Here is a 13,803-nt window from a genome sequence, read left to right on the forward strand (position 1 = left end):
CTCGCAGCGAAAGCTGCGAGGGGCTTCTTCGTTTTCCGCTCAGGCCGCGGTGCCCGGCGCGCCCGGGCGGGCTCCGACGCCCGTCAGGTAGGCGGAGACCACCACGTTCGCCGTGTACTCCTTGGCCACCTTGTCGTACGTGCCCCCGCAGGTCACCAGCCTCAGTTCGGCGCGGCCCCGCACCCGCTGGCCGTACGCCTTGTGCGCGTCGAAGGCCGCGCGCTCGTAGACTCGTACGTCGTCGACCGTGAACTCCGCGACCGAACCGTCCGTCCGCACCACCCGCACCTTGTCGCCCGGCTGCGCGGAGCTCAGGCCGTAGAACACCGCGGGCTTGGAGCGGGTGTCCACGTGCCCCACCATCAGCGCCGTCCCGGCCGCCCCCGGCTGGGTGCCCCGGCCCCACCAGCCCACCGTGCCCGGCTGGTCGTACGGGGGCGGCTCGATCGCCCCGTCCTTGTCCAGGTCCCGGGAGATCACCGGGGCCTGGATGCCTATGGAGGGCACGTCGACGCGCTGGGGCGGGGCCGCGGCGAGCGGGGCGTGCGCGGCCGGCAGCCCCGGACCCACCGTCCCGCCGGCCTGACCGGCGGGCGGGGCCGGCGCCACGGTGAGCTGGCGGCCCCACAGCCACAGGCCGAGCACCAGCACCGACCAGGCGGCGAAGGTCAGCAGCCGGCCGCCCGCCGAGGCCCTGTCCTCACTCACCGGCCCTCACCGGCCTCACTCACCACTGCGGCGCCGGCGCAGGGCCAGCGCCCGGCCCGCGACGGCCAGGGTGGCGACCGCGGCGAGGACGGCGCCGATCACCGTGTGCGGCAGCCCCGGGCCGTCGGCGCCGTGGGCCTTCTTGACCGGCTGCGCCGCGAGCTCGGCCGCCATACCGCCGCCACCCGCGTGGACCGGCCAGACGGGACTGGGGTGGTGGGACGGGCGGTACTGGGAGATCTGGATGGAGCCGCTGATCTTCTCGTGGCCGTCGCACATCACCCGGACGGAGTGCCAGCCGGGCGAGACGTGCGAGCTGATCATCGCGTCGCCGTAGAGCGGGCTGCGGCCGCCGTCCCGGCCGTAGAGGTCGACGTCCGACACGAAGGCGGCGGACTTGGCCGCTCCGCGGGTGCCGTCACACCCCTGGACGCGCAGCTTGACCTGCGCTCCGGGGTGAGCCGGATTCGGGTCGACCGTGACGCTGCCGCGGTCGCCGCGGTCACCGCGGTCCTCTTCGCCCGCGAGGGCGATCGGCGCGGTCACCACCGAGAACGCCGCCAGGGTGACGGCCATCGCGGTGGCGCGGACAGCGATCGGAACACTGCGCATGGTGAACCTCCTCGACAAGGAGATTCACGCGCGGCGCGCCGCCGCGCATCCGGAGCGGCGCCGTACGTGTCGGCCGTACGCCCCAAACGCGCTACGCCCGTTCGGCCGTACGCCGTACCCGGGAACGGATCAGATCAGGTCGACCAGATCCGCGATCGAGGCGACCGTCCTGGTCGGGCGGAACGGGAACTTCTCGGTGTCCTGCTCCGTGGTCAGGCCGGTGAGGACGAGGAAGGTCTGCATGCCCGCCTCCAAGCCGGCCAGCACATCGGTGTCCATCCGGTCACCGATCATCGCGCTGGTCTCCGAGTGCGCGCCGATGGCGTTCAGGCCGGTACGCATCATCAGCGGGTTCGGCTTGCCGGCGAAGTACGGCTTCTTGCCGGTCGCCTTGGTGATCAGCGCGGCGACGGCGCCGGTGGCCGGGAGCGGGCCCTCGGTGGAGGGGCCGGTCTCGTCGGGGTTGGTGCAGATGAAGCGCGCGCCCGCGTTGATCAGACGGACCGCCTTGGTCATCGCCTCGAAGCTGTACGTCCGGGTCTCACCCAGGACCACGTAGTCGGGCTCGTGGTCGGTCAGGATGTAGCCGATGTCGTGGAGGGCGGTGGTCAGGCCCGCCTCGCCGATGACGTAGGCCGTGCCGCCCGGACGCTGGTCGTCGAGGAACTTCGCGGTGGCCAGCGCCGAGGTCCAGATGTTCTCGACGGGGACCTGCAGCCCCATGCGGCTCAGCCGGGCCTGGAGGTCGCGGGGGGTGTAGATCGAGTTGTTGGTCAGCACCAGGAAGGGCTTGCCGGACTCGCGCAGCCGCTTGATGAAGGCATCGGCGCCCGGGATCGGGGTGCCCTCGTGGATGAGGACCCCGTCCATGTCGGTGAGCCAGGATTCGATCGGCTTGCGCTCTGCCACTGGATTGTTCTCCGCTCTCGGTGACCTGCGACCTCTGGTCTGTACCACCCTATCGGGGCCGGGCTGTGGACGGCAGGGACGTCCACAGCCCGGACCCGGAGCGCGACCCGGAGCGGCCCGGAGCGTGGGGAGCGGTCAGCTCAGGCGGACGTTGTCGACGGTCCAGAACCAGTTGTTGGTGCCGCTGTAGCGGAAGCGGACCTGGACGTCGGTGGCGCCCGCGGGGACCTGGAGGGCGAGGGACTCGGCCTTGGCGACGGCGTCGGCGGTGTAGGTCTTCACCACCGTCGGGGCGGCGCCGTTGTAGGAGACCAGGACCTGGGCGGTCTGGCCGGCCTCGTGCCGGTAGTGCGTCTGGAAGGTCAGATTCCGCGTGCTGCCGCCGCTGACCGCCCACTTGGGGGTGACGAGGGTGGAGTCGAAGGTGCCGGTGTGGCTCTTGTCGTCCCACTCGTCGGAGTCGGCGACGGCGAAGACGTCACGGGAGCGGACGTTCAGCTCGCGCCACTGGTCGCGCTGCGACTGGCTCCAGAACTCGTCGGTCGCGAACGCCCAGCCGGCCCACTCGGTGACACCGCCCGTACCCATCCGGGAGTTGTCGACGGACCAGCCGGCGGGCGGGGTGTGCGTGAAGCCCTTCACCCCGGCCGGGATGCCCGTCTCGTCCACCCGGGCCTGGAGGTTCGGGCGCAGGGTGTCGAAGGGGTCGTCGTCCGGGGCGTTCAGCGGGACGCCGTCGAGGCCGGAGCCGCTGACGCCGACCTGGGCGAGCGCGGTGGCGGCGACGTCGACCAGGCGCACGTCGGAGCGTACGGAGCCGGCGGGGATGCCCGCGCCCTTGGCGATGACGAAGGTGCCGCGCTCCTGGATGGTCGAGCCGCCGTGGCCGCCGGAGTCGGTGTGGCCGTGGTCGGTGCTGACCAGGACCTTCCAGTTCTCCTGGGCGTACGTCGGGCGGTTCTTGACGGCGGTGAGGAGCTGACCGACCAGGGTGTCGACGCGGGCGATCGTGTCGAGGTACTGCTGGCTGGCCGCCCCGTAGGAATGGCCGGCCTCGTCGATCTCGCCGAGGTAGACGAAGGCGGCGTCCGGGTTCTGGTCGCGCAGCTCGGCGGCGGCCGCCGCGGCGATCTTCGGGTCCTCGGTGCGGTAGCCGTCGCGGTCGCCCTTGAGGGAGAGGCGCTTGTCGACCTTCGAGGAGAAGATCGGGCCGTTCTGGTCGGTGGAGGTGATGGGCTCCCAGTCTGCGGCCGCGTAGGTGTTGAGCGCCGGCTCGGCGTTCTCGATGCGGGTCAGGAAGTCCGGGTGGGCGGCGTAGTTCTTGCCGATGAAGGAGTTGTCCTTCACCCCGTGCTTGTCGGGCCAGACCCCGGTGGCGATGGTGGACCAGCCGGGGCCCGAGGAGGTGGCGGCCATCGGGCCGGCGTAGAGGGTGCTGCGGGCGGTCAGGCCCTGGGCCATCAGGCCGTTCAGGTTCGGCGCGGCGGCGACCTTGACGCGATCGAGGACCGCGCCGTCGATACCGATGACGAGGACCTTGTCGGTGTTGGCCGCCGCGGCGGCGGGGGTGGCCGCGACGGTGGCGGCGATCAGGGCGGAGGTGACGGCGGTCGCGGCGATGGCACGACGTCCGGGCAGGACAGGGGACACGTACTCCTCCTGGGAGCAAGTGAGCGGCGAAAGGAGCGGGGGTGTTTCGACGTTCGGGTGTTCCGGTGTTCGGCGTTCGGCGTTCCGGTGTGCACCGGGTCCGGACCGAAGGTGCGGTCTTCGGTCCAGACCTGTTATGCAACGGTCACTCTGCCGGGCGGGGATGGCCGGCAAGTAACCGGTCAGCTTCCGGTGGCCGACTTCCACGCGTCGACGTAGCCGGTGAGGTTCTCGTCGATGTCGGCCCAGTTCGGCTCGAAGATCTCCACGCCCGTCATGAGCTTGGTGAGTTCGACGGCGTTGGCGTCGGTCGGCTTGACGTCGGTGCGCGCCGGGAAGCCGCCGCCCACCGCGCTGACCTGCTGCTGGGCCTCCTCGCTGAGCAGGAAGTCGAGCAGCTTCCTGCCGTTCTCGGTGTGCGGGGCCTTGTCGACCAGGCCGGCCGCGTAGGGCAGGGCGAAGCTGGTGGGCTTGCCGCCCTCCTTCGCCGGGAACCAGATGCCCAGGTTCGGCATGGACTTGGACTGCGCGAAGTTCATCTGGACGTCACCGTTGGCCACGAGCAGCTCGCCCTTGTCGGTCTTGGGCGCCAGCTTGCTGGTGGAGGAGGACGGGCCGACGTTGTTGGCCTGGAGCCTCTTCAGGAACTCCATCGCCGGCTCCTTGCCGCCGAAGTCGTGCATCGACTTGACGAGCACGGCCGTGCCGTCGCCCGCGACACCCGGGGTGGAGTACTGCAGCTTGCCCTTGTACTTGGCCTCCAGCAGCTCCTCCCAGGTCTTGGGGGCCTCGGGGAGCTCCTTCTTGTTGTAGACGAAGCCGAAGTAGTTCTTGACGACCGAGGTCCACGTGCCGTCGGAGGCCTTGTCGGCGCCGTTGACCTTGTCGGAGCCCTGCGGCCGGTAGGACTGGAGCAGGCCCTTGCCGTCGGCCTGCTGGATGAAGGGCGGCAGGGTGATCAGTACGTCGGCCTGGGTGTTGGTCTTCTCGCGGACGGCGCGCTGCACCATCTCGCCGGAACCGCCCTCGACGTACTTGACCTCGATGCCGGTCTTCGCGGTGAAGTCGGCGAAGACCTTGTCGTACCAGCCGTCGCCCTTCTCGCTCTTGAGGCCGTCGGCGCTGTAGACGGTGACGATCTTCTCGCCGCCCTTCGAGTCGGCGGCGGAGGAGCCGCCACCGCAGGCGGTGAGGGAGGAGGCGAGGGCGAGAGCGCCGGTGACGACGGTGGCGGTACGGAGGAGTCTCTTGCCGGTCATGGAACTTCCTTACGGGAAAAGGGAGTCGGCGGGGGTGGGAGTACGGGTTCCTACGGGGTGGGTACGGGGTGCGTACGGGGTTCAGCGGTAGGAGGCCCTGGTACGGACGCGGGAGACGGCCAGGAGGACCAGCAGGGTGGTGGCCATCAGGACCACGGCGACGGCGGAGCCGCTGTGGAGCGAACCGCGGTCGGTGGCGGTGAAGACGCGGACCGGGAGGGGCATCCAGTCCGGCGGGTAGAGCATCATCGTGGCGCTCAACTCGCCCATGGACAGGGCGAAACAGAGGCCGGCCGCGGCCGTGAGGGACGGCAGCAGGAGGGGGAGTTTGACCCGCCACAGCACGTATGCGGGACGGGCGCCGAGGGAGGCGGCCGCCTGCTCGTACGCGGGGTCGAGCCGTACGATCGCCGCCGAGACCGACTGGTGGGCGAACGCCGTGACAAGGATCGTGTGCGCCAGGATGACGATCGAGCTGGTGCCGTTGAGCAGGACCGGCGGCCGGCTGAAGGCGACGAGCAGGGCGAGGCCGACGACCACGGACGGCACGGCGACGGGCAGCACGAACAGCGCGTCCAGGAGCCGCTTCCCCCGCTTGCGCAAGGTGGCCGCGGCGAGCGCGGCCCAGGCGCCGACGGCGAGCGCGAGCAGGCTCGCGGCGAGGGCGGTGACCAGGCTGGTGGTCAGGGCCTGGAGGGATTCGCCGCGCACGGCGGCCGCGTAGTTCTCGGTGGTCGGTCCGGAGGGGAAGGCCCCGGACCAGTGGGTGGCGAAGGAGGCCGCGACCACGACGAGCAGGGGCAGGGCGAACAGCGGCAGGAAGAGGAGGCCGAAGAGGCCCCAGGCGGCCCAGCGGCCGCTCTTGCTATGCACCAGCACGCTTGCCCACCACCCGGTAGAGGCCGAACAGGCCGACGGATATCGCGATGTTGACGACGGCGACCACGCAGGCGGCCGCGTAGTCGGATTCGAGGATGGCCTTGCCGTAGATGAGCATCGGGAGGGTCGTGACGTCCTTGGCGCCGGTGAACAGGACGATCCCGAACTCGTTCAGGCACATGACGAGGACGAGGCTGCCGCCCGCGGCGAGGGCCGGGAGGGCCTCGGGCAGGATCACCTGCCGGACGATCCGGGCGGGCCGGGCGCCGAGGCCGGCGGCGACCTCCAGTTGGGCGGTGTCCAGCTGGGAGAAGGCGGCGAGCAGCGGGCGCATCACGAAGGGCGTGAAGTACGTGATCTCCGCGAGCAGGACGCCCCAGGGGGTGGTGAGGAAGTGGAAGGGTCCCTCGGCGGCTCCCGTGAGGTCGGTGACGAAGCCGTTGGCCATGCCGACCGTTCCGTAGACGAAGAGGAGGGCGAGGGTGATGAGGAAGGAGGGGAAGGAGAGGAAGACGTCGATGAACTTGGCGACGGCGCGGGCCCCGGGGAAGGGCACGAAGGCGATGATCAGCGCGAGCACGAAGCCGAGTACGAGGCAACCGACGGTCGCGCCGACGGCCAGCCAGACGGTGGTCCCGAGGGCCTCGCGGAAGCTCTGCGAGGCGAAGACGGAGGCATACGCGTCGAAGGCGCCGCCGCCGTTCTCGGGACTGAACGACTGCTGGACGACCAGCCCGAGCGGATACAGGAACACGAGCCCGAGCACGACCACGGGCGGCAGCGCCCAGACCGGATTCATCCTCGCCGGCGTTCGAGGCGCGGGGTCCGGGGCGGAGCCCCGCTCTTCCAGCCCCGCCGGCGCTTGAGGCGCGGGGTCCGGAGCGGAGCCCCGTGGGAGCGCGGCCCCCGGCGCGGCGTCAGGCACGGGTCACCCCTGCGGCCAGCAGCACGGCGTCCCGCGGCTCGAAGTGCAGCGTGACCCGGTCCCCCAGCGCGGGCGTCTCCCGCAGCTCGGGAAGGTCCGCCTTCACGCGGTGACCGGCGACGTCCACGTACAGCCGGTGCGTCGAGCCGCGCCACTGGACCTCGGTGATGGTGCCGCTCAGCGCGTTGGGGCCGGTCCCCAGACCGAGGAGGTGTGGTCGTACGCACAGGGTGGCCGTGGCGCCCGGCGTCGCGCGGCCGCGGTCGAGGGCCAGCGTCCGGCCCGCGAAGACCGCGCCGCGCTCGGCCACCGTCACCGGCAGCAGGTTCGCGTTGCCGACGAACGAGGCGGTGAACTCGGTGCGCGGGGCCCGGTACAGCTCCTGCGGGGTCCCGCAGTCCCGCAGCCGGGCCCGGTCCATGACGGCGATCCGGTCGGCCAGGGTGAGCGCCTCCACCTGGTCGTGGGTGACGTACAGAATCGATACGTCGGGCAGTTCGCGGTGCAGGCGGGCCAGTTCGGCGAGCATTCCGGAGCGCAGCTGCGCGTCGAGGGCGGACAGCGGTTCGTCGAGCAGGAGCACCCCGGGGCGGATGGCGAGGGAGCGGGCGATGGCCACGCGCTGCTGCTGGCCGCCGGAGAGCTCGCGCGGGTAGCGCTTGGCGTACGCCGCCATGCCGGTCATCTCCAGCGCCTCGGCGACGCGCCCCGGGATCTCGGCCTTCGCGGCTTTCTGGGCCTTGAGGCCGAAGGCGACATTGTCCTCGACCCGCATGTGCGGGAAGAGCGCGTACTGCTGGACGACCATGCCGATGCCGCGTTTGTGCGGCGGGAGCGCGGTGACGTCCCGGCCGCCGATCAGCACCCGCCCCGCGACGGGCCGTACGAAACCGGCGACGGCGCGCAGGGCCGTGGTCTTGCCCGAACCGGAGGGGCCGAGCAGGGCCATCACCTCGCCCGGTTCGACGGTCAGGTCGAGGGAGTCCAGGACGGTGTTGCCGCCGTAGGCGACGCTTACCGCGTCGAAGCGAATACCGCTCACGGCGACTCCACGAGGAGGGAGGGGAGTTCGGCGACGGAGGCCAGGACCTGGGTCGCGCCGTGCCGGGTGAGCGCCGCCCGGTCGTGGGCGCCGGTGAGGACGCCCGCCACGATCCCGGCGCCGGCGCGACGGCCGCTGAGCATGTCGTAGGCGGTGTCGCCCGCGACCACGACGTCGCTCACGTCGGCCACGGCGCCGGTGCGCAGGAACGCGGTCAGCACCATGTCCGGGTACGGGCGCCCGCGGCCGCCCGCGTCGGCGGGGCAGAGGGTGAGGTCGGCGAGGTCCTGCCAGCCGAGGGCGTCGAGGATGGCGTCCTGGGTGATCCGGGCGAAGCCGGTGGTCAGGACGACGGTGCGGCCGTCGGCGCGGAGCTGCTCGATCGCGGCGCGGGCGCCGGGGAGCGGGGTGACGAGGCCGCCGTCGACGAGGGCGCCGTAGGCCTCTTCGAAGGCGGAGTTGGCGCGGCGGGCGAGTTCCTCCGTGCCGAAGAGGTGGCGGAAGACCGAGATCTTGGACTCGCCCATGGTGTCGAGGACGTACCGGAGCTTCTCGGCGTGGTCGGGGGTGCCGGGCTCGACGCCGAGGCGCTCGGCGGCCTGCTCGAAGGCGCGCTCGACGAGGCCGCCGTCGGCGACGGTGGTGCCGGCCATGTCGAGGACGACCAGCTTGTGGCCGCTGCTGTCGGTTGCGTTGGTGATGTCGCTGTCGCTCATCTGACTTACCAGCCCAGTTCGTTCGCGGTGGTCTCGGCTATGGCGGGCGAGCAGGTCATGCCTCGCCCGCCGGGTCCGGTCACCAGCCAGACGCCGTCGGCCACCTGCTGGCGGTGGACGACGCGGGTGGTGTCGGTGCACTGCGCGTACACGCCCGCCCAGCGGTGTCGGATCCTCGGCAGGGGGCGGCCGAGGAAGGACTCGACCACGGCGGCGACGTGCTCGTAGGGGTCTTCGAGGGTGTCGAAGGCGAAGGGGTGCTCGTACTCGTGGGTGTCGCCGATGGTCAGTCCGCCGTCCCGGCGCTGGACCATCAGCAGTTGCATCTTGTGCTCGGCGGCGATCGGCGCCTGCTCCTGTTCGGCGTTGAGGGCGTCGAGCGCGGGGGACCGGTAGGCGGGGTAGTAGCGGAAGCTGTCGGCGTCCGCGACCGAGGTGGTCAGCGGCTCGCCGAGCGGGTCGGTCTGCATCATCTGAAGTCGGACGCGGCGGACGGGCAGGTCGGGGACCAGTTCGCGGACCAGGCCGGACAGCCAGGCGCCGGTGGCGAGGACGACGGCGTCGCCGCGGTGGACGTCGCCGTGGTCGTCGCGGACGGCGCCGTGACCGACGACCTCGCGGACCTCGCGGCCGGCGAGGAAGGTGTAGCGGCCGGCGGCGCGGGTGCGCAGGGCCTCGCGGAGGTGGAGCTGCGCGGTGCGCGGCTCGACGGCCGCGTCCCGTTCGCACCACAGAGCGGCCTCGAACGCGCCGCGCAGGGCCGGGTTGATCTCCCGCGCCTCGGCCGCGGTGAGCAGTCGGTAGCCGCGGGCGGCGGCGTCCGGGCGGGCCAGGGCCGCCTCGGCGACCGCGAGTTCGCGCGGGGTGCGGACGGGGGTCAGGGAGCCGTTGGCGCGGAAGCCCAGGCCGGGCACCTCCGCGCCGATGCGCTCCCAGAGCTCGCGGGCCCGCAGGGCGGTGTCGAGCTCCTCGCCCCCGGCTCGTCCGCTGACCCAGATCTGGCCGAAATTACGCAGGGACGCGCCGCGGGCCTCCGCTTCTCGCTCGATCTGGACGACCTCGTGGCCGCGTTCGACTGCTTGCCAGGCGTGCATGGTGCCGACCACGCCGCCTCCGACGACTATGACTCTCACGCCGCCAACGGTGGGTCGGGTCCGTGGCCCGGGAGGGGCCGTCCGGCGACGCGCCGGTGAACAGCCCTCGACACTTGGACTAGACCCGTTATCTTTTTGTGATGTGAGTGCGTCCTGATTCGACCTGTACCGGATGATTCCTCCTGGGCTATTCGGCGTGCAGTCGGGTCGTGAAGCTGAACCGGTCACCACGGTAGAGCGAACGCACCCGCTCCAGCGGCCGGCCCTCCTGGTCCCGCGAGAAGCGGTGGATCAGCAGCATGGGGAGAGCGGGCGGGGTACCGATCAGCAGGGCTTCGCGCGGGGTCGCCAGGACCGTCTCCAGCTTCTCGTCGGCCTCGCCGAAGGAGATGCCGAGGCTGTCGCGGAGGTACCCGTAGAAGGAGGAGTCGGGCTGGAAGTCGCTGTTCAGGCGAGGGGCCCGGGCCACCCGGAGGTACGTGCTCTCCAGGCCGACGCGCTCGTCGTCGGCGAGCAGGACCCGCTCCAGGTGCCAGACGGGCTCACCGGGCTCGGCCCCGATGCCGGGGGCGAGGTCGGGCGGGCAGGGGAACTGCTCCAGGCCGATGAGGTGACGGCCCGGACGGCGGCCTTGGCGGCGTACGCCCTCGGTGTAGCTGGCGAGGGAGAGCGGCTGCTCCAGCTTGGGGCCGGCGACGACGGTCCCGCGGCCGGAGCGGCGCAGCCGGCCCTCCAGCAGCAGTTCGCGCAGGGCCTGGCGGACGGTCTCGCGGGACACCTCGTACCGCTCGGCGAGATCACGCTCGGTGGGCAGCGTGCCGCCCTCGCCGAGCTCGTCGAGGAGCTCGGCGATCCGGGCCTTGACGGCGTAGTACTTGGGGATCCGGCCGTGCTCGGGAATGCCGGAACGCACGGGCGAGCCGGGGCGGTGCCGCTGGGTCTGTTCTTCCACGGTGGGACTCTATGCGGGGCGGTCGACGGCGCGCGGTGACGGGGGCCTCGCCCGTGGCATCCCTGCGCATGGCGGTCATGTCCCGGTCCGCCGGACCGGGGAACCGGCGACAGTTGGATACGCGAGCTCATCCGTACGGGATCGCTGTGCAGTCGACGAGGGCTGTCCGACGGCGCGTTGTCGGAACTTCGTGAGGACTGGGCGAGGCTCGCGGTGGCCCGGCAGCGAATCTGTCGGGCCACCTCCCGATCAGTGCGTGTCGGTGCGCTTTTCGAGGCGCGTGCCGTGGCGAAGGGTGATCGACATCAGGTCGCTGGGGGCGTTCAGCTCCAGGCGGTGCCAGCGGCCGCGGGGGACGATCACTGCGGTGCCTGCCTGCAACTGCACCATGTCCTCGGCGCCACCGGGCGTGGTGGCACGGAAGTAGAGGCGGACGCCGCCGGTCAGGCAGCACACCGCCTCTTCGGCCTCCGGGTGCATCTCCCAGTGGTCGGCGTGGACGTCGACGTCGGTCTCCACGTGGAACGTCGTGATCTGCCAGGCGCCCGAGTCGCTGCTCGTCATCTGCCGTTCGGCGGCTCGGACATCGCCGTCGGGGCGGAACTGCAGCGCGGAGACGAACAGGTCGATCGGGGTCGTCGTCATGACGGCGTTCCTTCCAGTCGGTTCTTTGCGGGGGCAGCGGGTTGCGGGTCGGGCAGGGCGGCCTGGCGTCGGGGCAACACCCCGATCGCCACGACTGCCGCGAGTACGAAGAGGCCGGCGGTGACGGCCAGGACCAGGGCATAGCCGTCGTTGAGGGAGGCGGGGTCGGTGGCCGTGCCGGTGCGGAGTGCGGCGATGGTGGCCAGGGCGGCCAGGCCGACGCAGCCGCCGAGTTGGCGGGAGCTGTTGAAAAGGCCGGAGGCCATACCGGCCTCGTGGGAGGCGACGCCGGTGGTCGCGGCGGCAGCGACCGGGGCCAGGACCAGTCCGACGCCGACGCCGGTGATGAGGCAGGGACCGAGCACGTCGGTGAGGAAGCCGCCGCTGGGGCTGATGAAGGCCAGCCAGGCCAGGCCCACGGCGGCCAGCAGAGCGCCGGGCACCAGGGCAGCTCGGGGGGTGCGCGCCGTGGTGACGCGGGTCGCGATGACGGTGCCCGCGACCAGGCTCACGGAGAACGGCAGGAACGCGGCGCCGGTCGCCGCGGCACCCATGCCCAGAACCTGCTGCATGTACAGGGACACGAAGTAGAACGCCGCGAACTGGCCGGCCGCGGCCAAGAAAACCAGCACGTTGGCGCCGGCCACCCAGCGACTGCGCAGCAGGCCGAGGCGCAGCAGCGGCGCGGGGGCCCTGGATTCGGCCAGGGCAAAGGCGGCCAGGAGCGCGGCCGCAGCGGCGAGGGTCGCCACGGTGGCCAGGGATCCCCACCCTCGGGCGTCGGTGCGGACGACACCGAACACCAGCAGCCCGACTCCGCCGGTCGCCAGGACAGCGCCGAGCACGTCCGGCCTCTCGCGCCGGTCGGGCTGTGCTCCGGCGGGCACGCCTGCCAGAACCAGCGCGAGAGCCGCCGCCACGATGGGCAGGTTGACCAGCATCACCCAGCGCCAACCCGCGTACTCGGTCAGCAGGCCACCTGCCAGTACCCCCAGCGCTCCCCCTGCGGCGCTCACCGCGCTCCACGCCCCGAGCGCCCGGACACGCCGAGGGCCCTCAGGGAACGTGGTGGTGAGCATGCCCAGCGCGGCTGGGGCGGCCGCGGCAGCGCCCAGGCCCTGACCGGCGCGGGCGGCGATCAATTGCCAGGGTTCCTGGGCCAGCCCGCCCACCAGCGAGCACAGCCCGAAGACGACCAGGCCCCCCACGCACAGCCGACGGTGCCCGTACAGGTCACAAGCGCGACCCCCCAATAACAACAGTCCGCCGAAGGTGAGCGCGTAGGCGTGCACGATCCACGACAGGTCGAGCGGCGAGAATCCCAGCGCGGTGCGGATTGCGGGCAGTGCGACGTTGACCACCGACATGTCCAGAGCGAAGACGAACTGGGCGACGGCCGCCGCCGACAGCACCACTCCGGGTCGCCTCCGTTGGTTTTTATACATGTAAAGAAATTAGCGTCAGGGGATCGTCGTTGTCGACACCTGGGGAATGATGGGGGCATGCCGCAGCCGTCCGCACCGCGCAAATCCCCCGGCCGACCTCCCCGCATCTCCCGCGAGGAGGTCATCGGGACGGCCCGCCGGATCGTGACCGAGGAAGGCGTGGACCGGCTGACCATGCGACGGCTGGCCACGGAGATCGGCAGCACACCGATGGCGCTCTACCATCACGTCCGCAACAAGGAAGAACTGCTCGTCCTGCTGCTGGACGACTACGCGGCGCAGGCGCTGCGTCGACCCGAACTGCCCGCCCACCCTCGCCGGCGGATCGTCGTTGCCGCCGCCGCGATCCACGAGGCGCTCGCCGCCTGTCCCTGGATCGTGGAAGTGCTGACCGCCGATGACCTGATGTCCACGTCAGCGCTGTGGTTCGTCGAGCAGATCGTCGACGGCCTGGTTGAATGCGGACTGTCCCCCGAGCGGGCCGTGCACGGTTACCGCGCGATCTGGTACTACACCGCCGGCGAGATCGTGGTCCGGGCGACAGCGGCCCGGCGGCGCGCAGACGACGACCGAGGGACCTACCGGGAGCAAGTCTTCGGCGATCTCGACCCGGGTGAGCTGCCCCGGTTGGCACAGATCGCGGACCGCTGGGCACCGCTGACCGGCGAGGACACCTACCTTGACGGGCTCCGAGCTCTGGTGGACGGCCTTCTCGCCGCCCGCTGACGACCGCGGCCGGGTCGGGGGGCGCCGGCCGAACCTCACGGCCGACCAGGCCGAGCTCGCCCAGCAGCTCCACGACGCCCGGGAGAAGACCGTCCGGCAGATCGCCGACATGTTCGACGTGCCCCGCTCCACGGTCTACGAACACCTCGACAAGGCCAAGACCGTGCCCCGCCGACCGAAGAAGACCGCTGCGGCGAAGCCCTGAAAGCTACCGGCGGTTGCCTAGTCACTTGGTTCGCCA

General features: G+C 71.6%; 15 protein-coding genes. 2 read left to right on the top strand and 13 right to left on the bottom strand.

All coding sequences use genetic code 11. The features are described 5' to 3' along the window. Positions 1–39: 39 nt before the first annotated feature. The 13 genes from AB8A24_RS31175 to AB8A24_RS31235 form a co-directional block, all read right to left on the bottom strand. Positions 40–708 carry a class F sortase gene (locus tag AB8A24_RS31175; protein ID WP_369478168.1) on the bottom strand — a complete coding sequence of 223 codons (669 nt, stop codon included), beginning with the start codon at positions 706–708 and terminating at the stop codon, positions 40–42. 15 nt (positions 709–723) lie between these two features. Continuing rightward, a complete protein-coding gene (locus AB8A24_RS31180; protein WP_328963246.1) occupies positions 724–1,320 on the bottom strand; it encodes a hypothetical protein in 597 nt (198 codons plus the stop codon). A gap of 129 nt (positions 1,321–1,449) precedes the next feature. Further along, positions 1,450–2,229: an HAD-IIA family hydrolase gene (locus tag AB8A24_RS31185; RefSeq protein ID WP_328963245.1), complete on the bottom strand. Its 780-nt coding sequence runs from the start codon at positions 2,227–2,229 to the stop codon at positions 1,450–1,452. A 135-nt stretch (positions 2,230–2,364) separates the two neighbouring features. Next, on the bottom strand, positions 2,365–3,879 hold the full coding sequence (locus AB8A24_RS31190) for an alkaline phosphatase family protein (RefSeq protein ID WP_369478169.1): 1,515 nt from the start codon (positions 3,877–3,879) through the stop codon (positions 2,365–2,367). A 182-nt stretch (positions 3,880–4,061) separates the two neighbouring features. Then, positions 4,062–5,138, bottom strand: coding sequence for a 2-aminoethylphosphonate ABC transporter substrate-binding protein (locus AB8A24_RS31195; protein WP_369478171.1), 1,077 nt, complete (start codon positions 5,136–5,138; stop codon positions 4,062–4,064). An 81-nt stretch (positions 5,139–5,219) separates the two neighbouring features. Then, positions 5,220–6,017 (bottom strand): ABC transporter permease, encoded by a 798-nt coding sequence (locus tag AB8A24_RS31200; protein WP_369478172.1) that lies wholly within the window; start codon positions 6,015–6,017, stop codon positions 5,220–5,222. Beyond that, on the bottom strand, positions 6,004–6,867 hold the full coding sequence (locus AB8A24_RS31205; RefSeq protein WP_369478188.1) for a 2-aminoethylphosphonate ABC transporter permease subunit: 864 nt from the start codon (positions 6,865–6,867) through the stop codon (positions 6,004–6,006). Before AB8A24_RS31205 ends, AB8A24_RS31200 begins: the two co-directional genes overlap by 14 nt. 67 nt (positions 6,868–6,934) lie before the next feature. Beyond that, positions 6,935–7,984 carry an ABC transporter ATP-binding protein gene (locus tag AB8A24_RS31210; RefSeq protein ID WP_369478173.1) on the bottom strand — a complete coding sequence of 350 codons (1,050 nt, stop codon included), beginning with the start codon at positions 7,982–7,984 and terminating at the stop codon, positions 6,935–6,937. Next, positions 7,981–8,700: a phosphonatase-like hydrolase gene (locus tag AB8A24_RS31215; protein WP_328963240.1), complete on the bottom strand. Its 720-nt coding sequence runs from the start codon at positions 8,698–8,700 to the stop codon at positions 7,981–7,983. The genes AB8A24_RS31210 and AB8A24_RS31215 overlap by 4 nt, the downstream gene beginning before the upstream one ends. Positions 8,701–8,705: 5 nt before the next feature. Continuing rightward, entirely contained in the window at positions 8,706–9,833 is a 1,128-nt protein-coding gene (locus tag AB8A24_RS31220) for a TIGR03364 family FAD-dependent oxidoreductase (RefSeq protein WP_328963239.1), read from the bottom strand. 148 nt (positions 9,834–9,981) lie between these two features. Beyond that, on the bottom strand, positions 9,982–10,746 hold the full coding sequence (locus tag AB8A24_RS31225) for a GntR family transcriptional regulator (RefSeq protein WP_328963238.1): 765 nt from the start codon (positions 10,744–10,746) through the stop codon (positions 9,982–9,984). A 249-nt stretch (positions 10,747–10,995) separates the two neighbouring features. After that, complete coding sequence (locus AB8A24_RS31230; RefSeq protein ID WP_369478174.1) at positions 10,996–11,391, bottom strand: cupin; 396 nt, start codon at positions 11,389–11,391, stop codon at positions 10,996–10,998. After that, the gene (locus AB8A24_RS31235) at positions 11,388–12,836 is read right to left on the bottom strand and encodes an MFS transporter (RefSeq protein ID WP_369478175.1); all 1,449 of its coding nucleotides are present in this window, start codon (positions 12,834–12,836) and stop codon (positions 11,388–11,390) included. Before AB8A24_RS31235 ends, AB8A24_RS31230 begins: the two co-directional genes overlap by 4 nt. A 57-nt stretch (positions 12,837–12,893) precedes the next feature. On the opposite strand from AB8A24_RS31235, the gene AB8A24_RS31240 reads away from it, so the two are divergent. Next, a complete protein-coding gene (locus tag AB8A24_RS31240; protein ID WP_328963236.1) occupies positions 12,894–13,562 on the top strand; it encodes a TetR/AcrR family transcriptional regulator in 669 nt (222 codons plus the stop codon). Further along, a complete protein-coding gene (locus AB8A24_RS31245) occupies positions 13,516–13,767 on the top strand; it encodes a helix-turn-helix domain-containing protein (protein ID WP_369478176.1) in 252 nt (83 codons plus the stop codon). Before AB8A24_RS31240 ends, AB8A24_RS31245 begins: the two co-directional genes overlap by 47 nt. Positions 13,768–13,803 lie beyond the last annotated feature (36 nt).

Origin of the sequence: Streptomyces sp. BF23-19, from assembly GCF_041106355.1 — a bacterium.
In the GTDB taxonomy this organism is placed as follows: Bacteria; Actinomycetota; Actinomycetes; order Streptomycetales; family Streptomycetaceae; genus Streptomyces; species Streptomyces virginiae_A.

Bases quoted from the DNA above. Each gene is read 5' to 3' on its own strand.
- AB8A24_RS31230 (WP_369478174.1), bottom strand. From the start codon at position 11,391: ATGACGACGACCCCGATCGACCTGTTCGTCTCCGCGCTGCAGTTCCGC.
- AB8A24_RS31240 (WP_328963236.1), top strand. From the start codon at position 12,894: ATGCCGCAGCCGTCCGCACCGCGCAAATCCCCCGGCCGACCTCCCCGC.
- AB8A24_RS31235 (WP_369478175.1), bottom strand. From the start codon at position 12,836: ATGTATAAAAACCAACGGAGGCGACCCGGAGTGGTGCTGTCGGCGGCG.
- AB8A24_RS31195 (WP_369478171.1), bottom strand. From the start codon at position 5,138: ATGACCGGCAAGAGACTCCTCCGTACCGCCACCGTCGTCACCGGCGCT.
- AB8A24_RS31180 (WP_328963246.1), bottom strand. From the start codon at position 1,320: ATGCGCAGTGTTCCGATCGCTGTCCGCGCCACCGCGATGGCCGTCACC.
- AB8A24_RS31215 (WP_328963240.1), bottom strand. From the start codon at position 8,700: ATGAGCGACAGCGACATCACCAACGCAACCGACAGCAGCGGCCACAAG.